Source organism: uncultured Winogradskyella sp., from assembly GCF_947496485.1.
In the GTDB taxonomy this organism is placed as follows: domain Bacteria; phylum Bacteroidota; class Bacteroidia; order Flavobacteriales; family Flavobacteriaceae; genus Winogradskyella.
The window spans coordinates 141,370-161,467 of the sequence record NZ_CANMCZ010000002.1 but is presented as its reverse complement, the minus strand read 5'-3'; the positions used below and the strand labels follow the sequence as shown (position 1 = coordinate 161,467).

General features: G+C 33.0%; 12 protein-coding genes. 1 reads left to right on the top strand and 11 read right to left on the bottom strand.

The annotated features are described in order from the left end of the window. Position 1 precedes the first annotated feature (1 nt). The 3 genes from pxpA to Q0822_RS08530 are packed head-to-tail and all read right to left on the bottom strand — an operon-like array spanning position 2 to position 3,075. Positions 2 to 745 carry a 5-oxoprolinase subunit PxpA gene (gene pxpA, locus Q0822_RS08540; RefSeq protein ID WP_299122551.1) on the bottom strand — a complete coding sequence of 248 codons (744 nt, stop codon included), beginning with the start codon at positions 743 to 745 and terminating at the stop codon, positions 2 to 4. Then, the gene (locus Q0822_RS08535) at positions 746 to 1,972 is read right to left on the bottom strand and encodes an Nramp family divalent metal transporter (protein WP_299122549.1); all 1,227 of its coding nucleotides are present in this window, start codon (positions 1,970 to 1,972) and stop codon (positions 746 to 748) included. Further along, positions 1,969 to 3,075, bottom strand: a complete 1,107-nt coding sequence (locus Q0822_RS08530; RefSeq protein WP_299122547.1) for a DUF2891 domain-containing protein — start codon at positions 3,073 to 3,075, stop codon at positions 1,969 to 1,971. The genes Q0822_RS08535 and Q0822_RS08530 overlap by 4 nt, the downstream gene beginning before the upstream one ends. Before the next feature lie 156 nt (positions 3,076 to 3,231). On the opposite strand from Q0822_RS08530, the gene Q0822_RS08525 reads away from it, so the two are divergent. Beyond that, entirely contained in the window at positions 3,232 to 5,400 is a 2,169-nt protein-coding gene (locus tag Q0822_RS08525; protein WP_299122546.1) for a hypothetical protein, read from the top strand. A gap of 6 nt (positions 5,401 to 5,406) precedes the next feature. Here Q0822_RS08525 and Q0822_RS08520 read toward each other — a convergent pair whose 3' ends face one another. The 8 genes from Q0822_RS08520 to Q0822_RS08485 all read right to left on the bottom strand — a co-directional run bounded on the left by Q0822_RS08520 (position 5,407) and on the right by Q0822_RS08485 (position 20,088). Beyond that, positions 5,407 to 6,777 carry an anti-sigma factor gene (locus Q0822_RS08520; protein WP_299122545.1) on the bottom strand — a complete coding sequence of 457 codons (1,371 nt, stop codon included), beginning with the start codon at positions 6,775 to 6,777 and terminating at the stop codon, positions 5,407 to 5,409. Beyond that, positions 6,774 to 7,328 (bottom strand): RNA polymerase sigma factor, encoded by a 555-nt coding sequence (locus Q0822_RS08515; RefSeq protein WP_299122544.1) that lies wholly within the window; start codon positions 7,326 to 7,328, stop codon positions 6,774 to 6,776. Before Q0822_RS08515 ends, Q0822_RS08520 begins: the two co-directional genes overlap by 4 nt. A gap of 137 nt (positions 7,329 to 7,465) precedes the next feature. Beyond that, on the bottom strand, positions 7,466 to 8,725 hold the full coding sequence (locus Q0822_RS08510) for a hypothetical protein (RefSeq protein WP_299122543.1): 1,260 nt from the start codon (positions 8,723 to 8,725) through the stop codon (positions 7,466 to 7,468). A gap of 61 nt (positions 8,726 to 8,786) precedes the next feature. Beyond that, positions 8,787 to 10,325 (bottom strand): YifB family Mg chelatase-like AAA ATPase, encoded by a 1,539-nt coding sequence (locus Q0822_RS08505; protein WP_299122524.1) that lies wholly within the window; start codon positions 10,323 to 10,325, stop codon positions 8,787 to 8,789. A gap of 98 nt (positions 10,326 to 10,423) precedes the next feature. Beyond that, on the bottom strand, positions 10,424 to 12,880 hold the full coding sequence (locus Q0822_RS08500) for a T9SS type A sorting domain-containing protein (RefSeq protein WP_299122523.1): 2,457 nt from the start codon (positions 12,878 to 12,880) through the stop codon (positions 10,424 to 10,426). Between the two features lie 167 nt (positions 12,881 to 13,047). Beyond that, positions 13,048 to 16,593 (bottom strand): T9SS type A sorting domain-containing protein, encoded by a 3,546-nt coding sequence (locus tag Q0822_RS08495; RefSeq protein ID WP_299122522.1) that lies wholly within the window; start codon positions 16,591 to 16,593, stop codon positions 13,048 to 13,050. Between the two features lie 24 nt (positions 16,594 to 16,617). Further along, positions 16,618 to 17,586: an alpha/beta fold hydrolase gene (locus Q0822_RS08490; protein ID WP_299122521.1), complete on the bottom strand. Its 969-nt coding sequence runs from the start codon at positions 17,584 to 17,586 to the stop codon at positions 16,618 to 16,620. 51 nt (positions 17,587 to 17,637) lie between these two features. Continuing rightward, positions 17,638 to 20,088, bottom strand: coding sequence for a T9SS type A sorting domain-containing protein (locus Q0822_RS08485; RefSeq protein WP_299122520.1), 2,451 nt, complete (start codon positions 20,086 to 20,088; stop codon positions 17,638 to 17,640). Positions 20,089 to 20,098: the final 10 nt, after the last annotated feature.

Sequence of the window (20,098 nt, the reverse complement as noted above, 5' to 3'; positions counted from 1 at the left end):
TTTATTGAATTGAGATTTGATGTTTTGGTAATTCTTGATTTAGAAATTTCAAAATTTCAATTGCATTTTTGGTATCACCATGTACACAAAATGTTGACGCTTTTATAGGCACTTCTATTCCACTAGCTGTTATTACATTTTGATGCTTTATCATATTTAGAATATGACTCAATATATCGTCATTTTCAGTCAATAAGGCATTAGCATTTTTGCGAGATACTAAAGATAAGTCATCATTGTAATTTCTATCCGCGAAGGCTTCAAAAGTTACTTCAATATTTTCATTATGCGCCAATTCAGCGATAATTGAATTATAAGGTGCATACAATTTTAAGGGTAGCGCTATACTTTTCATCACTTCAACAATAACAGTTGCAATTTTTTCATCTTTAGCAGCTATATTATACAAAGCTCCGTGTGGCTTTATATGATGCAGTTGACTTTTTTGAATATACAATACGTTTTGAAGCATTCGTATTTGTTGCTTTAAGCTGCTATATAAATCTGCAGCTGAAATTTTCATATCCAATCTTCCAAAGTTCTTTTTATCAGGAAATGAAGGATGCGCACCTACTTTTACATTGTGCTGCTTTGCTAGTTGCACAACTTTAGTCATGGTCTCTAAATCACCTGCATGTCCACCACAAGCAATATTACAAGATGATAAATAAGGCATTATCGCTGATTCGTTGTTGATTCCCTCACCAACATCTGCATTAATATCTATTTGAAAAATAGGCTCCATTTAGATTATTTTAAACACGCTCAAAATCCCTTTTACTCCTAAAAAAATCGTAATAACCAAAATTACTATTCCGAAAATATTCTGGAGCTTTGAATTTTTGTAGGAACCAAGCACAGAAGATTTATTCATTACCCAAAGCAAGAAGCCTGCAATAATAGGTAATAGTAAACCATTAGCAACCTGGGCAAATTTTATAATCTCAATAGATTTAAGACCTATTGAAGAAAAAACAACACCTAAGCCCAATATAAACATCCAGACACCTCTAAACTGCTTTGACTTCATATTACCACTCCAGCCCAAGCAACCAGTTGCAACAAAAGCTGCAGCTAAAGGAGCTGTAATTGCACTTGTTATTCCTGCAGCAAATAAACCAATGGACAGAAAGTACTTTGCATAAACACCAAATAAAGGTTCAAGTCCTTTTGCTAAATCCGAGGCGTTAGTAATTCCTTCAAAAGGAATTGCTGATGCAGAGATGATAATACACATTGATACTATACCACCAAGTGCAACAGCAATAACGGTATCTTTTCTGGCAAAACTGAGATCACTTTTATTTTTCCATTTAGTTTTAACCAATGAGGCATGCAGAAATAAATTGTAAGGCACAACTGTAGTTCCAATAAGACCAATGATGGTCAGAATACTTTTCTCAGGAAATCTAGGAATAAAAGCTCCTTTAAAAATATCCATCAAATTCGGTTTTGTAATTATAGCTGTAACTAAAAAAGCCAAACTCATTAAAATAACAAGGCTTACTAATATGCGTTCAAGTATTTTATAATTTCCAATATATAGCAATATAAATGCTACCATACCAATAAAAACTGAGTAAGCATTAAAGCTAATTGAGCCAAATGTAATATTTGGTTGACCAAAAACAGTTTCCATTCCCAGAGCACCACCACTAATATTCCCTGCTTCGTAGGCTGCGTTACCTACAACAATTGCAGATAAGATTAATACAATAGCAAATCCTTTTACAAAAGGATTTTTTAACTCTTGTCTTATAACTTCAGATAATCCTTTTTGAGATACAATACCTAAACGTGCAGCCATTTCTTGCAAAACAATAGTCGCAAAAACCGATAATACCATTGCCCAAAGCAAATTATAACCAAAATTGACACCAGCAAGTGTACATAAGGTTACAGTTCCTGGACCAATAAAGGCAGCAGCTACTAAAGGACCTGGACCAATATTTTTTAAAAAACGATTTATCATTTATCTATAGAATTCAATGCATAAATAGCAAAACTTCCTAACCAATGTCCACCTTCATAACTATCACCAACAATGCTTGGTAAGGAATAATTGATATGTTGGTTAGCTATGTTTTTTAAATGCACGTATTCTGGTAAATCTTTAGCAATATAATTGAGACTCCATGCTCTTGAGAAGTTGACACCATCAAGATGTACTAATTTTCCATCTGTTCGGTCTGATACTTCACCTACAGCGATATCAAAATCCTTTTGAATTAATTCTGGTAAAAAGTCGTTAATCCAAACTTTAAACTCTTCAATTTCAAGCACCCGCTTCATTAAAGCCGCTTCTTCTAAACAAGGTGATAGAAAATCAAAACCACTTGGCTCCCATTCTATTGGGCAATTTTGATCATCATTATAAAAGTCTTTTGCTCGCTCCTCAATTAAATCTGCTAGTTGTTCATTATCTAAAGCTGATGCATAATCGTAAGCAAAACTTAACCCAAAGGCTGTGTTTGGGTGCTCACCAACTCTAATTGGATAATTAAGCTTAGGTAAAAATTCAAGGTATTTATTAACTATTAGATCTGTCATTGGCTGAAGATTAGTTTCTAATTCTCTTGCCACGTCATTATCCCATGTATGCAATTCTTCAGCGAGCTTTAGTAACCATGCCCAACCATATGTACGCTCAAAGGATTTATTATGTTTACCCTCAAAATACATGAGTTCTTGCTGTATGTTTTCCTTTGATATATTCTGAAGTAATTTTTGTTCAATTTCTGCTCTTCCATCTATATCTGGAAATTGTTTTAATAGACTCACCAAACTCCAATGGCCATGTACAGCAGAATGCCAATCGAAACAGCCATAAAATGCAGGATGCAGTTCTTTTGGTGATTTTAAGTCTTCATCACCACCTAAAGTTTGCTGAAGTTTATTAGGATATTCTGTATTCATACAATGTAAGGGTAATTGTACTAAGCGGTTGGCTTCTTCTAGGTTTAAAACTGGAATCTTTACTGTTTCAACTTTTATGGCAGACTCTGTTTCTCCTTTATTTGTCTCAGTACAGCTAAAAAGGAATAAACTAAAAAATAATAGATAATAATATTTCATTAGAGGTGATTTTTCATGTATCTCAAAAATACAATAATTACAATTGAAGAATCAAGCAGGAATAATTCAAATGTCTTAACCGACTGTTTCATTTTAATTATTTATCTTTCAAAAGAATTTATTGAAACCTAACATCAATCTATCATCAAAGCATAAATGGAGCAAAAAAATCGAAAGAAAAAATGGTTAAATACCTTAAAGTTTTTTGCTGCATATCTAGTTGCAGCTTGGACGTTTTTACAATTTGTAGATTGGGTATTAAACCGTTATAACATCTCACCACATTGGGTAGATATTTTGCTTTGGTTCTTTATAGGTATTAGCCCATCATTACTGATTTATTTCTATCATCAAGAACGCTTAAGCAAGCGCATGATAAAACTACGAGAGAAAATTTTCATTCCGCTTAATCTAGTATTATTAGTTATTGGGTTATACTTTGGTTTTGGCAATAGTGATCTTGGAGCGACGACCAAAAATATTTCTTTTGAGAATGAAACTGGTGAAATAGAAACTAAAACCATTACTAAAGAAGAATTTAGAGTTGGTATACCTATTTATGGATTCAAACAAATTGTAAAAGATAGTGCTACTGACTGGATGCGCTATGGAATTGGAAAACTATTGTATGAAGACTTATTACAAAATAAAAATCTAAGTCCAGAATTTGAGCATTTAACCAATACAACAACGAAAATTAGAGAAGCCTCTTTATTTTATGATTTCTATGTAGATGGAAGCTATCAAAAAAAAGGAAATACTTACGAAATAACTGCACATATAAGAAAAGCTAACAACGGAAAATCTATACAAAAGCAAACTTTTACTGGTGAAAATTTTACTAGTTTACTAGATGACATCAGCATATTCATTACCTCAAAGACAGGCTTTGTTGAGAGTAATAATAGTCTCAATTACATAGACTTACCCATAGGTGAGTTTATGAGTAATTCTTTACCAGCATTAGAAGCTTATGCAAATTCTGATTACACACGAGCTTATGATTTAGACAAACGCTTTGCTTTGGCATATTTAGAACAGGCTAAACTAAATACGATTTACAATAGAGGAAAACTTGAAACTCAAGATATTATAGACAAAGCCTTTACACTAAAAAACTATTTACCATTACAAAAACAACTAGAAATTTATATTCAACGAAGTTTGGCGTATGAACGCTATGATGAAGCTGAAAAACAAGTAAAATTACAACTAGAAGTCGATCCTACAAACGAATTTTACAACAGGGTATTATTCGCTATATATGGAGAAACCAAAAACACAGAAAGCTTTATGGTAACTGCCGAAAAGCTATTTAATGATGACCCTAATCCTTATTCAGGTCTTAACTTGGCAGAAGCTGCAATGGTAAATGGAGAAGAAGACCAGATTATTGAAGCTCTTAAAACTTACGAAATTATACAACCTGCAATAGGTGCTTTAAAAATAGAGCCATTAATATTAAAGGGCGATATTAAAGGTGCTAGGTCTGTTTTTGAAGAATACAAATTATCTAACCCAAAAAACACCAATAGAAATAGAGCTTACGATTCTATATTCAAATATTTGAAGGATAATAAACCAAAAACTGAAGATTTAAAACAATTTACTGGGATTTATAGATCTCAGAATAATGAACTTCTTCTAGAATTTTGGATTCAAAAGGACAGATTAGTGCGATTTGTAAAAAACCAAACTATGGATATTTTGGTACCTGCTGGACCAGATGCAATTGGAGGTGGCTTTATACAAAATACAACTTTTCATAGCAAACTTATTAGAGAAGATAATGGTAAGGTTATCGGACTTTATAGTCATCAATTTAATTGGAACAATACAAGCGAACATCTTCATTGGAGATTAGACGACCATATAATTAAAGCAAACCAAGCCTTTGAAAACAAAGACTTAAAAGCAGCTGACTCGCTATACAAAATAGCCATTGAACAGAACCCAAAACATAGCTACCTAAAAAATATATCAGCACATATAAAATATATTACAAGCAAAAACACTGATGCTATTCAGTTGCAAAACAAGAAATTTGCCGGTGATTACGGTCCAAGAAAATTTTGGATTGAAAACGATAGATTTTATTACAAACGCAAAGGAGAATCAAGCGAATTAGTAAAAGTAGAATTATTACCAATCTCTGAGAATCGCTACATGGATTTAACCCGATTAGGCACTATAATGGAATTTGTAGAGGATTCATCAGGGAAACTAGCTTCAAAAGCCTATAGTTATGTTATAGGAGAAGATTTACGTTTTAAGTGGGAATTTGTGGACGATGAGACCACAAAAAACTATTTCTTGAAAGATTAGACTTTTTTAAAATCTATATCGCAATCCAAACAAAGCCCTAAACTGAGTATTCTCAAAATTTTGATTGTTATTATCTATTGGTTTTTGAAAATAATTATAACTCGGCTCTAGAAAAAGATTCAACTCTTTTGTCAACTTATAAGAGACATTAGAATTTATGGTAGCACCAAAAATTGTGCTATTAACACCAAGGCTTTCTCCTATTCCTTCATTATTTAGAAAAGCTCTATTATTAGCTAAAAAGTTTATATTTCCTCCTATACCAAGTGATACATTATATGTCGGTTGACTAAGTAAATCGTACGACACTTCTATAGGCAATTGAATATAATCAAATTGCTGCTGTAAATTCCCTTCGTTGATATTGCCTTCAAAAGAAGAGACATCAGTAAAAGATTCTTGAGAACCAAAAATAAATACGCTTTGATCGCTTACAATACTTTGAGAGGTATCTGCAGACAGAGAAGTATCTGAACTTGAGTACAGCACATTGTTTATTTCTTGACCTAATATGTTCTTACCTATACCAGATTTTACAATCAGCCTATCTGAAATAGAATACCCTAATTTAAAAGCATACACAAAGTCATTTTGAGGCGTTGTATTTACAGATGCCCCTTGAAGAGATGATTCTGAGACCGTATTGGATAATCCCCCTAAAACTTCAACAGACCATTTTGGACTTACATCTGTTTTAATATCCATGTCATCTTTAGAATCCTCTTTAATAGCTATAAGTTCTTCAGCTAAGCCAAACGAATCGACTTCAGCAAATTTAGTTACAGAGCCAATATTTGCAACAATTCTTTCGTTACTGAAGTTCCTTATACTTTTATTCTTCAATTTTGAAGCAAGACTAGTTCTTTCATCCCCTTTACCGATATTGTCTTTAGTTATACTTTGAGGATAGTTAATGTTTAATGTTAACTTTTCTTCATTTGAAGAACCTTTTTCAGTAGAGCTCAACCGCTCTTCTTCCTTATTCAAATTTTCACTTTTTTCCGAGAGTTTATTTTGATTAGCCATTTTCTCTAATAATTCTAGTGAATAATTTAAAGAATCTTCTGTTGTATTGGCCTCATTATCTATTTCAGTAGTCTGTATCTCCGACTCCTTTATTGTATCGTTATCTGTACGGTATTCTATATCTGTAATTTCCTTTGTCGGTTTATCACTCGACTCTGGCGAACCTGTAATGATATATCCAAGAAGCAAAACCAATATAGCAGCTGCCGAGCCCCATAAAAAAATGATTCCTCTTTTCTTCCTTTTCTTAGGATGCAGTCTTGCTTCTATATTATCCCATAACTCCTTAGGAGGCACTTTTGAAAAGCCTTCTAATCCACTGTATATATCTTCAATACTATCCTTCTTCATGATACTTTTTTGTTTAATTCTTCATCAATTTTTAGCCTCAATACGCTTTTGGCTCTACTCAGTAATGATTTTGATGAACCAACAGCCATTTTAAGCTTACTAGCAATGGCCTTGTGACTAAAACCCTCAAAAACATAAAGATTGAAAACCATTCTGTAATTATCTGGCAGTTGCTGTATATGTTCTAATAACTCATCTTGAGATATTTCAATACTATTTTCACTAGCGTAATCCTCAATATTGTTGTACAATTCAGCATCTTCCATTGCAACATGAAGACGACGTTGTTTTTTTCGTAAAATTTCTAAAGCTTCGTTGACGAAAATACGCTTTGCCCATCCCTCAAAACTTCCTTTATAATTGTATTGATCAATCTTTTGAAATAGAATAATAAAGGCATCTTGAAAGACATCATCTGCTTCAGTTTTATTTTTCATATATTTTAGACAAATACCATATAATACAGGAGAAAGCAACGTGTATAATTCACGCTGCCCTTCCCTATCTTGCTTAACACATTTTTGTATGAGTATTCGTAGTTCTTTATCCAAACTTGTATTAATCTATATGTTCATTTAAAATGATTGATTTTATTAATATTTCTGTCTAAAACTATCAATAGTATTCAAAATTACTAACAAGATATTCTTTAATACACTAAGATAAAGGGCTTTGTGATTGTATATTTTTAAAATTGAATAGTACTGATAAGATCTAATCCAAAGTCATTAGCATAATTATATTGATAAATTACATTTTCTCCCACTGCAATTAAATGCGATGATAAAGGGATGACATCTTTGGAAATTGCCTCTATTGAGTTTTCTAAAACAATTTCATTCGGATTTTGAGCATCAAATACTTGTATACCTTCATCATTGCATACATATAAAACTTGATCTCTAATTCCCAAACCATAAGGACTAGACAAAAAATATGTAGAATATTCTACTGGCAAAGTAATATCAGAAACATCAATCACATTAATTTGATCTTCAATAGCACCACAAGTATTTCCACCTCTTACAGTTATATATGCTGTATTATCTTCTACCACCACTGGGTCACAACCTGTTGCGTGTATAAAAGATGATGCATAAGTAGGAGAAAATTCATTTTCTAAACTAACAATATGCATTCCATTAGTTGCTCCAATAAACAAATTATTTTTTAGAATAAAAGTAGTCTCTAATTCACCACCAAACCAACCTCCTAGCCAATTTTCTGACATCAAAGAAATTGCGTTATAATCAGTAATATCAAATGTGTTTAACTTATAATCATCTATGGTATATAATGCATTATCATAAATCTGAAACTTAGCATAAGATCCACCTGTACCTATAGTACCTGCTAGTGCATCATTTAGAAAAATTGTCTCTTGATTGTAATAAATATCTGGATTATTCTCTACCTCAGCTCTTTCTAAATTAACTGTAGTATAGTTTGCAATAAATTCATCATCATTTGAAGGATATATATCGCCCTGAAAATAAAATGTATCTTCTGGAAAAGTCGCATAATAAGTCAGCATACCTTCTTCTACATTAACAAGCTGTATATTAGAAATATTACTAATATCAAACACCACTAAATCCATAAAATTATCAGCATATAAAATATCGTCTTTTATAGAAATATCTTGCGCACCTTCTAATTCTATATATGCCATATTTTGAGGAGATACAGGGTTTTGGTTATTAAAAATATGTATTCCAGAGTTTTGTGCTATATAAAACAACAAATCGTTATATACATATATTTTACCATCAGAATTAGTAGCTCTTGCACCTTTTATTGCTATTGAATTTCTTACTTCAGATTTAGATTTTATTACAGGAACGGTTACTGCTACTGGGTCTACAAGTCCATCACTATCATTGTCGCAATTTGTTAGTTGCAAACACACTAGTACAACTATAACTAAGGGTAAAATTTTGTTTTTCATAATAACTGTTTTCTTATAAGATGAAAAAAACAGAAAAGGTTGCAGTAATTTATAAAAAAAATTATCCCAACCAACCTTCACGGTCTAAACTACGATATTGAATGGCTTCACTGATATGAGCTCCCAAAACATTTTCAGAACCCTCTAAATCTGCGATTGTTCTGGCTACTTTAAGAATTCGATCGTAAGCTCTAGCTGATAAATTTAAACGCTCCATTGCTGATTTTAATAATTGCATAGACGCTTCCTCTAATTTACAATATTTACGGATTTGCTTGGTATTCATTTGTGCATTGTAATGAATATTCTCTAATTCCTTAAAACGTTCGGTTTGGTTTTCTCTAGCCTTAGTAACACGTTTTCTTATCTCTACTGAAGATTCCCCATTTCGCTCATCTGCGAGTTTTTCAAAAGGCACAGGAGTCACTTCAATATGAATATCTATTCGATCTAATAAAGGTCCAGAAATCTTACCCATATAGCGCTGCATTTCTGCAGGAGACGATGTTATTGGCGAATCAGGATCGTTAAAATAACCGCTAGGACTCGGATTCATACTAGCAACTAGCATAAACGAACTTGGGTACGTTACAGTGAACTTTGCTCTAGAAATGGTCACTTCTCTATCTTCTAATGGCTGACGCATTACTTCTAAGACCTCACGCTTAAATTCTGGTAATTCGTCTAAAAACAAAACACCATTATGAGATAATGAAATTTCACCAGGTTGCGGATAACTTCCACCTCCAACGAGTGCAACGTTACTTATAGTATGATGAGGACTTCTAAACGGTCGTTGCGCCATCAATCCTGCATGTGCTTTTACTCTGCCTACCACAGAATGTATTTTGGTAGTTTCGAGAGCTTCGTGCAATGTCATTGGTGGCAATATACTAGGCAAACGCTTTGCCAACATGGTTTTACCAGAACCTGGAGGACCAATTAATATAATATTATGACCACCTGCAGCTGCAATTTCCATACAACGCTTGATACTTTCTTGTCCTTTTACATCTGCAAAGTCGAATTCTGGGAAATCGAGATTTTTATAAAATTCTTCTCTAGTGTTTATAATGGTTTGTTCTAGTTCATCACCTTTGTCAAAGTGATTGATAACTTGCGTGATGTTATCCACTCCATACACTTTTAAATCATCCACAATAGCGGCTTCCTTTGCATTTTGGCTTGGCAAGATAAAACCCTTAAAACCTTCTTCTCTGGCTTTTACAGCGATTGGCAAAGCTCCTTTAATGGGCTGTAAGCTTCCATCTAAGGACAATTCTCCCATGATGAGATAATCCTCTAAGTTTTCAACTTTTATTTGTCCAGAAGCTGTTAAAATGCCTATCGCTAAAGTTAAATCGTAAGCAGATCCTTCTTTACGCAAATCGGCTGGCGCCATGTTAATGGTAATCTTTTTTCCTGGAATTCTATAACCGTTATTCTGAAGTGCTGCAGCAATACGGTAATTACTTTCTTTAATTGCATTATCTGGAAGACCTACTAAGTGGTAACCAATACCTTTATCTACATTAACTTCAACAGTAATTGTTGAAGCTTCAACACCAAAAACGGCACTGGCGAAAACTTTTTTGAGCATGAATGATTAGTTTTTTTAAATGTAGGAAAACCCAATACAATAAAAAAACCTTTCAAAATATTATCTCGAAAGGTTTTTGTTTTGATAACCTGAATCGTTTAATTTTTTATAAACTTTTTCACAATCTTTGATTCTCCAGATTGGATTTCAATAAAATAAATGCCCATACTCAATTCTTTTACATCTATTTGATAATCTAAGCTAGAATTTGTTAATTCTTTTGATTTTATCAATGTTCCTTTAAAATCAAAAATTGAAACCGCTTCAATCAAAACGTCACTTTTAATGTTTATTTTATCATTTGCAGGATTTGGGAATAACGAAATTTTATCTTGGTTAAACTCAACAATAGATAAACTATTCTGACTATCAAACCAATTTATATAACCAGTCCCAGGTCCGTTAAATTCAAAATAACCACCTGAAACAATTAAATCTTTCACACCATCATTATTAATATCTGAAGATGTAAGCTCACCTGTGGTAAATGCACCTTCATATATTAATTGTTCATCTCCAAAATCGCCATTGCTATTCGTGTTTTCAAACCATGACAAACCATTTCCACTATTATTAGAGCCAACCACTATATCATTATCTCCATCGTTATCTATATCTAAAATCTCAATAGCATCAACTTGTCTATTATCGCTATTCACTATGTGCTGAATCGTAAAATTGCCTGCATCATCATTTTCATACCAACGAATTCTTAATGCGTTTTTTGATACAATATCCAAATCACCATCCATATCTATATCATCTACTGCAATTGCTGATTGCATGAAATTAGCATCTTCAATAACTAACTGACCACTAAAACTTCCTTGACCATCGTTGTTTCTAAACCAAACCAGTAAATCGTCTTGAGTAGATGAAGTTATAATATCTAAATCACCATCATTATCAAGATCCCTTAAAAGGCTTCCGCCTTCAACAGAAAAATTAAAACCACTTACTGCCAAAATCGGAGCACTAAAATTACCTAGTCCATCTAAATTTTCACACCAGAGAATTTCTTCGCTTCCATTATCAAACACTACAACATCCTGATCACCATCTCCATCAACATCTCCTAGTTTAGCTAAAAACGTACTGCCGAGGTTGTCAACTATTATGTTTTCACTAGAAAAATTACCTAATCCGTCTATGTTTTTATACCAAACAACTTTATCTTCACTACCTGCAGAAGTTGCTACGACATCAATTGCACCATCACTATCGATATCTGCAGTATCGACGTGCCATGCGTTGTCTAGTTCTGAAGTTATGATATTTTGTGACCTATAAGCAAACTCACCATTATTGTTCTTGTACCATGCAACTTTTCTGTTTTGTACAGAAAGAATATCTATAGAACCATTTCCATCTATATCTGCTGAAGCAATATCGAGTAAGGGTTCTACAGAAGGTGTAAGCACCTGTTCTGTAAAATTTCCAGTGTTAGATTCGTTTTTATATAATGAAATCCTATTTTCAAGAAAACTGAATGAGATTAGATCCATATCGCCATCTGAATCAACATTGACAGGAATAACAACCGACGTACCAAACTTATTGGAAATACTGAATTGATTTTCAATAAAGTTGCTTGCTACATTTGTATTTTCTAACCAAATAACTTGATTGTTATCTACTGAAGCTAAAACAATGTCAATATCATTATCACCATCTAAATCAGATGTGTGTAAAGAATTGAACCCAGTAGTAATAGTTGTTATGCTTTGTTGAACACTAAAATCGCCAAGTCCATCGGTATTCTCATGCCAAAACAATGAATTCCCAAAATCTGAAAGCGCAATTAAATCTAAATCGTTATCATTATCTATATCAGCTAAGTTTACTGAACTCACATTATTGAGGTCAGTTATTGTATATTGTTTTGGCCCAAAATTACCGAGACCGTCTATATTTAATTGATAAAAAATATCGTCACTATTCTCAAGTAGGACGAGATCGTCATCGCCATCATTATCTATGTCTTTCGCTATTATTATTGATATAAAAGACCCGTAAGGATACGGCATTTGATTCTCAATAAAAGTATTTGATCCATTTATATTTTCATACCATACCAACTCATTTCCTCCATTAACAATATCCATATCGCCATCATTGTCGATGTCTGTAGCTATTAATGGTCCAAAATTTATATTCTCATTTGAAATAATCTGGCTTGAAATAAAATTTCCAAAACCATCAGTATTTTCATACCATATAAGTTTAAATGTAAGAGCAGATACTGTTACTACATCTAAATCGCCATCATTATCAACATCTAGTGTTATTACTGGATAATCAATTTCATCATCTGTAATTTTTATTGGTTTAATATAATTACCCAAACCATCACTATTCTCAATCCAAGAAATCTGATAAGGAGAACTTGCCAAAATATCCTGATCGCCATCACCATCTAAATCCGCATAACTTAATTGCGACACGTCATTAATAAAATAAGAATGGTTAATTATTGTGCTTTCTTCAAAACTTATTTGTCCGAAAGAACATTGAAAAACTAATGAAAAAATGAGAAAATTGTAAAACTGTTTCATGCAATATTTTTCTTTTATTGTAATTAAACGAATTATTTGCATTTCACAAAATCCAAAGCTCTTTTTTCGTTGTAGTAAACATTCTCTTTGTCGATGAATCTATCACTAATAAAAAAACCTTTCAAAATATGATCTTGAAAGGTTTTTGTTTTGATAATTTGAATCGTTTAATTTTTAATAAACTTCTTGGTCATTTTCAATGCTCTTGATTGAATCCCTAAAAAATATACACCTTTTGATAAACCTGAAACATCTATACTGTAATCCATATCAGAAATTGTCATTGACTTTAATAGTCTCCCATTAATATCTACTATAGTAATTTTATCAATGACTTGGTTAGATTTTATTTCTAAGTTATCTTTTGTTGGATTAGGAAATAGTTGAACAGTTTGTTTATTAAACTCATCCACACTCAAAGGTTCTACAATCTGAGTATTAACTGTGTTGGTTACGATTGCAGGATTAAAATCGAAATAAATATCAGCAACTCCACTTATAATATCACCAACTACTACATTAGACTTTGGTTTGATCTTAAAAGCTATAAACCCATGAGAATTAGGCTCATCATTAGTACTATCTGGTAAATTGATGTTATTAAATATAAAACTTACATCGGTTTCGTTTTCTATTTCTACACGACCACTATGGCTTAAACTCTCCAACTTCATGGTAGACCAATCTAATTTAGGATCTAATACATGTTCTACATTTACATTAATAGCACTTGCAGTTCCTGTATTTTGAAAACGTATCAAATAATTGAGATATTTGTCTGCGTCCTCAATAAAGATTTCCTCTCCTTGTAAACAAGTAATATCGTTAGGGTCGTAAGAACCAACAACAGTTTGCTCTAAAGTGAATACGTTGTCTTCTTCTGTTTCGTCTCCAGAAACCGGATTTATTGTTGCTGTTGCAACAAGCTCATCACCTATGTTTGTTATTGGCGGAGTAAATACGTTAAATTCTAAATCAATAGTTCTGGTTTCAAAAGGGTATAAGTCTGTAAAATCAAAGTTGAGTGTACTTGCTGTTTGAGAACTTATTGCTTCACTTGCACTCAAAAATTGTATTTTAGAATCATCAAACTCAAAAGACACTGAACCACTTAACTGCGTTGTCCCAATATTATTATAAACCAATTGATAAGTGGTATCAAAACCTGGTCTTGGATTATCAATTGATGGATAAACACTGATATTTAAATCATTATAAACTCCAGCCGGCTCTATGCAAAAATCTACAGTATCTGTATTTCCAACACCAACAAAATTTGAAATTTGTGAAGTTGGATTTGAGGTATAATAATTTGGTAGTTCACTAACTATAGATGTTGTATAATTTCCTTCATCTGGAAATAGCTGATAGTAACCATTTGATAAACTAAATGTTGAGATACTATTATTCCCATCTGTGGTCTCTAATAAAATGTTACTTGCTATTATGTCAGTATTGTTACAATCGTCAGAATCAACATCAATTCTAATTATTCCATTAATTTCATTTCCTAAAACACCCAAATTTTTATATGAAGATATTTTAGAATCATTTTGAGAAGCTGAAAGCACATCCATGTCTCCATCTCCGTCTAAATCGACGGTGAATACGGAGTGAGCACCATCAGCCAATATTGATATTATTTGTTCAACACCAAAAGTACCTTGACCATCTATGTTTTCATACCAAGCTACTTTATCCTCAAATTCAATCGCAGAAACCACATCTAAATCACCATCATTATCAATATCTGATAAGTGCACCGAACTTGCTCCGTTAGCCGAAGATGTTATTATTAACTCTGAGCTAAATGTGCCTTGTCCATCTATATTTTCGTACCAGGCAATTTTATCATCACTACGAGATGCGGAAATTACATCCAAATCACCGTCACTATCTATATCACCTGAATAAACTGAATCTGCTTGAGATGCAGAATTTGATATTATTTGCTCTGAACTAAATGTGCCTTGTCCATCTATGTTTTCATACCAAGCTATTTTATCATCATTTTCAGATGCGGAAACAACATCCATATCTCCATCACCGTCCAAATCAAATGCTTTAACATCATTTGCACCATCAGCTAAAGTTGAAATAATTTGTTCAGTTCCAAAATTACCCTGCCCATCTACATTTTCATACCATGCTATTTTATCATCAAACTCTGATGCCGACAGTACATCAATATCTCCATCACCATCTATATCAGCTGAATATACAGACTGAGCTCTATCAGCGTTAGTTGAAATGATAAGCTGTTCACCATAAGTTCCTAAACCATCTATGTTTTCGTACCAGGCAATTTTGTCATCACCAAAAGATGCAGATAAAACATCTATATCACCATCACCATCTATATCACTTGCGTAAACAGATTTAGCCGAATCAGCATAAGTTGTAATGAATTTTTGTGTAACAAAAGTACCTTGTCCATCAATATTTTCATACCAAGCAATCTTATCATCAACCTCAGATGCTGAGAGTACATCCATATCTCCATCACCATCTAGGTCACCCGAATATACCGATCTTGCTCTTACAGCGGAAGTCAATATTAATCTTAATGAGCCAAAAGAACCAAGTCCATTTGTATTTTCAAACCAGCCTATGATAAAGCCATCAGTTGAAAAAAGTATATCTAAATCTCCATCGCCATCAATATCTGTAGTATAAACAGAACTTGCACTATTCGCATAAGTTGATATTATTTGCTGATCACCGAAGGTACCTAGACCGTCAATATTTTCATATAGTGCTATTTTACCATCAACAGATGCCGATATCACATCTCTATCACCATCACCATCAATATCACCTGCATGAACTGATTCAGCTGTGCCCGCAAGAGTTGTTATAATTTGTTGTGCACCGAAAGTTCCAATCCCATCTATATTTTCATACCATGCTATTTTATTATCACCACGAGATGCAGAAAGTACATCTATATCACCATCGCCATCAATATCGGTTGCATATACTGATCTGGCATTATTTGCATCGGTAGTTATTATCTGCTGCAAGCCAAATTCTCCATTTCCATTAACATTTTCGTACCATGCTATTTTGTTGTCCCACACCGAAGCAGACAAAACATCCATATCTCCATCACCATCAATATCACTTGTATAAACAGACCATCCTGAATCTATAGAGGTGGTTATAACTTGTTCCAAAGCAAAAGTGCCTTGTCCATCCATATTTTCAAACCATGCTACTTTATCATCTGCCTCCGTAGCACATACTACATCAACATCGCCATCACCATCAATATCACTTGCATATACTGATCTTGGTCTATTTATGGAGGATGATATTATTTGTTGTATACCAAAAGTACCTAGTCCATCTGTATTTTCATACCATGCTATTTTATCATCTGCCTCTGACGCAGAAACGACATCGATATCACCATCACCATCAATGTCTACCGCATAAACTGAAAAAGCACCATTTGCTATGGTTGATATGATATTAGGTATTGAGAAGGTACCCAGCCCATCTACATTTTCATACCATACTATTTTATCATCATTTCTGGAAGCCGAAACTATATCCATATCACCGTCACCATCAATATCTATTGGATAAACTTCGGCAACACCATGTTGATAACTATTTTGCCCAATAATGACACTTTCCTCAAACCCAATCTGCCCAAAACCAAATTGCAAACAAAAAACTAAAATAAAAAGTGTGTAAACCTGTCTCATATAAGAAAATTTATGTCAAGCTAATTAACTATTAATTATTTGATTGACAAACTCTAAAGCACGTTGTTCATTATAATAAATATTCCTTTTATCGATAAAACCTACATGCCCACCATACTTTGGCATTTCTAAAAAAAGATTAGGATTATGTTTTGCTTCTTTTACAGGATAACATTCTGGTGATAAAAAAGAATCATTAAGAGCATTTATAATTAAAGAAGGCACTTTAATATTTGGTAGAAATTGCAAGGAACTAGCCTTATCATAATAGTCATAAGCATCCGTAAATCCATGAGCTTTTGAGGTGTAAACATGATCAAAATCTATTAAACTTTTAATAGACTTAAAATCTGCAACTGATATATTTTTAGGGAATTGCTCTAATTTTGGCTTTAACTTATCTTTTAAATGTTGTAGAAAACGAATCGCATAATGCCTATTCTTTAAACTTAACAATTCGTCACAAGAGCCTTTTAAATCGCATGGTGTAGAAATTGCGACTACTGCTTTTAATTCTTCTGGTAAATCATTTCCTTCACCAACATATTTTAAGGCCATGTTGGCTCCCAAACTAATGCCTTTAATATAAATTTCTTCATATTGATTTTTAGTTAACACATGCTTTACAACAGCATCTAAATCTTCTGTCGCACCAGAGTGGTAACTACGATATAACAAATTAGGCTCACCACTACAACCTCTAAAGTTAACACCTATAGCATCAATACCATTAGCGTTAAAATGTTTTGCTGTTCCTGTTAAGTACGGTCGTTGTGCATGACCTTCGAGTCCATGAAGTAAAATAATGACTTTGTTAGATTTTTCTTGAGCATAACTCCAATCTAAATCTAAAAAATCACTATCAGGTAATGTGATTCTTTCCCTTTTCTGTTCTAATCCTTCTACTTTTCGAGCTAAACCAGAGAACACAGTAGATACGAAGCTTGTCTTTGCCCAGAAAGGCGGTTTGTAAATAGACTCTAGTACTGGCATTTTCTCATATTACAATCACATGGTTTATATAAGATACTACTTAAATTAACCTTATTTTTTTATAAATTTAAATGTTTGGCTTGTTTCATTAGAATTAATTTCTACAAAATACAAACCTGAATTAAATTCTGAAATATTTAGTGACACTTTAGAATTTTGGGAGTTAAACGCTTTCAATTTTCTACCATTCACATCATATATTGAGATTTTACTGTGACTTACCAAACCTTCAATAGTAAGATCTGAAGACGTTGGATTAGGATATAGTGAAATTGTAGACGTTTCAACATCATTAATAGATAATTGATTACCTGTAAACACAATTCTTCTAACAACAGTACCATCTCCGCCAACTGCAGATAATGAAAAATAATCTTTTGTACGCCCTACATGCTGTAACTCAAACGTAATTATATCGCCTAAATAGGGTTCTAAATTTATGCTTACAGTAGTAAGAGGATCTTGGTATCTTGTTGTTGGATTATAACTTGGGCCATATTGTACTCCATTAATTAAAATTCTGAACCATGAATTTGCAGGTGTTGAGCTAAAGTGATGAAGCTGTCTAAAGGTCAAATCCACTATACCATCTGACAGTGTAGTGCCATCAATCAAAAATTTAAACCCTGTTAAAAAGTCGGTATTATCATTCCATGCTTGTGCTTCTGTAGTTGCATCTCCTCCAACCCATTCAGCATTAGAATCGCGTTGATGAAGAATTAATCTTTCATTAGAAAAATAATTAATAAACTCTAATTTAGAAGATTCGCTATGTAATACAGAAAACATATTTGTATCTAATGAAGTTTCATCATTGAAATAGGTATCAAAACCAATCTCCAAAAATTCAGGATCAGTAGATGCGTAGACTTTCTGCCATGGAGAATTACTAGAACCACATACGTTACGTGCAAAAAGCTTATACGATGTCGCTGGTGTTAATCCTGAGAATACATAACTATTATTTGAAGAAGGTAAATAATCAACACCAAGATTGTCTTCAAATTGAGCTGCGATAACCTCATATGAATCGTTAGTTGTTGCATCCCAATCTAATGCAATATTATCTGTAGTTATCTGTGTTGTGATATTTGTAATTTTTTCACAATCATTTTCAATCAGTTGAATATTATCCAAATATGTTTTTCTAGTTGTAGATTTGCTTACATGTTCTAATTTTATAGTTACGATTTCTCCAACAAATTGAGATAAGTCAATAGAAGCAGTTTTAAAGTCATTATCATCAAAAGTTGCATTATAAATAAAATCTTCTGCTACACCAGTATAGACATTATCGTCTGCATAAGATTTTATTTTTACACGCAGATAAGCTTCAGACGTTTGGCTAATATCAAACCTTAAAACAGGATCAATCGCATTTTGAGTTAAATCTACATCTATTGATAACGTTCTTAAAAAATCGTGATTTTCCTCAAATGGATCGCCAAAATCTTCCCATTGGAGAAATTGTGGATAACCTGGACCAAAAAACATCAAACCATTTGTGCTGCTATTTGCTGCTTCTGTATTTATTTCTGAACCAAAACTTGGTATGGCATAATCGCGTGCAAAACCCGATTCAAAATCAATGGTATGTGGTAATGTCAATGCATCTGGTCTTGTCTTAAAATAAAAACTTCTGTAACCAGAGGTAACACCAAATGCATCACAATCCGTTTTCACGTTTATATAATAGCCTTGAGAAGGCAGTAAACCTGTAACCGAAAATGTCTCACCGTTAGTAACAGTATAGGTTTCTGGAATATCTTCGCCTACCTCAGTTATAACGTATCTGTAATGATTTGCCAAAGGGATCTCGTTAAGCGTAAAGTCTGCTGAAGTATTGGTTATATTATCCATACTCGTAACTGATACAGTCTGACATACTTGTAAATTTCCATCAAAACGCGTTTTGGCATAAGAATTTTGTAACAAAACAGATGTAGATGTAGAACCATCGCTAAACTCTTCAGTAATACTAACTCTACTTCGTGTTGGTGGATTATTGAAATTTTCTGTTCCTTGCCAACCTGCCAAAGCACTCGTTGTAAAACCCGGATTAATATCTTCCACATCTATTACCAGATTATCAACACCATTATAATTAAAGGATTCGTCAAAAATTAAAATATACTCATAAGCATTTGCATAATATGTAGATATACCTATTTCTGTCAAATCCTCATCAGCAATAAAACCATCGCCAGAAACAAACTCGTCCTTAGTTGTATGCCCTATTCTAAAAATTAAGCTCGAATTAGGTACAGGTGATGTTGTGGGATTTGAAAACGCAGTAAAAAAACGAATCCCAGTTATTTCACCATTAAATTTTATTTGTTCTGGATAGTAAATAGTTTGTGTACGCGAAAATTTGGCTTGTGGAACAAATGGTTGATTGGTATAATCTCCACCACCACCTACCGTAACTGAGCTAGTAGATCTTAATTGCCCATAATTATATAAGCATGAGATTAACGCTATTAGTAAAAAGATTCTTTTCATGATTGATGAA

Excerpts from the sequence above, each read along its gene's own strand:
- pxpA (WP_299122551.1), bottom strand. The coding sequence starts at position 745 with ATGGAGCCTATTTTTCAAATAGATATTAATGCAGATGTTGGTGAGGGA.
- Q0822_RS08535 (WP_299122549.1), bottom strand. The coding sequence starts at position 1,972 with ATGATAAATCGTTTTTTAAAAAATATTGGTCCAGGTCCTTTAGTAGCT.
- Q0822_RS08530 (WP_299122547.1), bottom strand. The coding sequence starts at position 3,075 with ATGAAATATTATTATCTATTATTTTTTAGTTTATTCCTTTTTAGCTGT.
- Q0822_RS08525 (WP_299122546.1), top strand. The coding sequence starts at position 3,232 with ATGGAGCAAAAAAATCGAAAGAAAAAATGGTTAAATACCTTAAAGTTT.
- Q0822_RS08520 (WP_299122545.1), bottom strand. The coding sequence starts at position 6,777 with ATGAAGAAGGATAGTATTGAAGATATATACAGTGGATTAGAAGGCTTT.
- Q0822_RS08510 (WP_299122543.1), bottom strand. The coding sequence starts at position 8,725 with ATGAAAAACAAAATTTTACCCTTAGTTATAGTTGTACTAGTGTGTTTG.
- Q0822_RS08505 (WP_299122524.1), bottom strand. The coding sequence starts at position 10,325 with ATGCTCAAAAAAGTTTTCGCCAGTGCCGTTTTTGGTGTTGAAGCTTCA.
- Q0822_RS08500 (WP_299122523.1), bottom strand. The coding sequence starts at position 12,880 with ATGAAACAGTTTTACAATTTTCTCATTTTTTCATTAGTTTTTCAATGT.
- Q0822_RS08495 (WP_299122522.1), bottom strand. The coding sequence starts at position 16,593 with ATGAGACAGGTTTACACACTTTTTATTTTAGTTTTTTGTTTGCAATTT.
- Q0822_RS08490 (WP_299122521.1), bottom strand. The coding sequence starts at position 17,586 with ATGCCAGTACTAGAGTCTATTTACAAACCGCCTTTCTGGGCAAAGACA.
- Q0822_RS08485 (WP_299122520.1), bottom strand. The coding sequence starts at position 20,088 with ATGAAAAGAATCTTTTTACTAATAGCGTTAATCTCATGCTTATATAAT.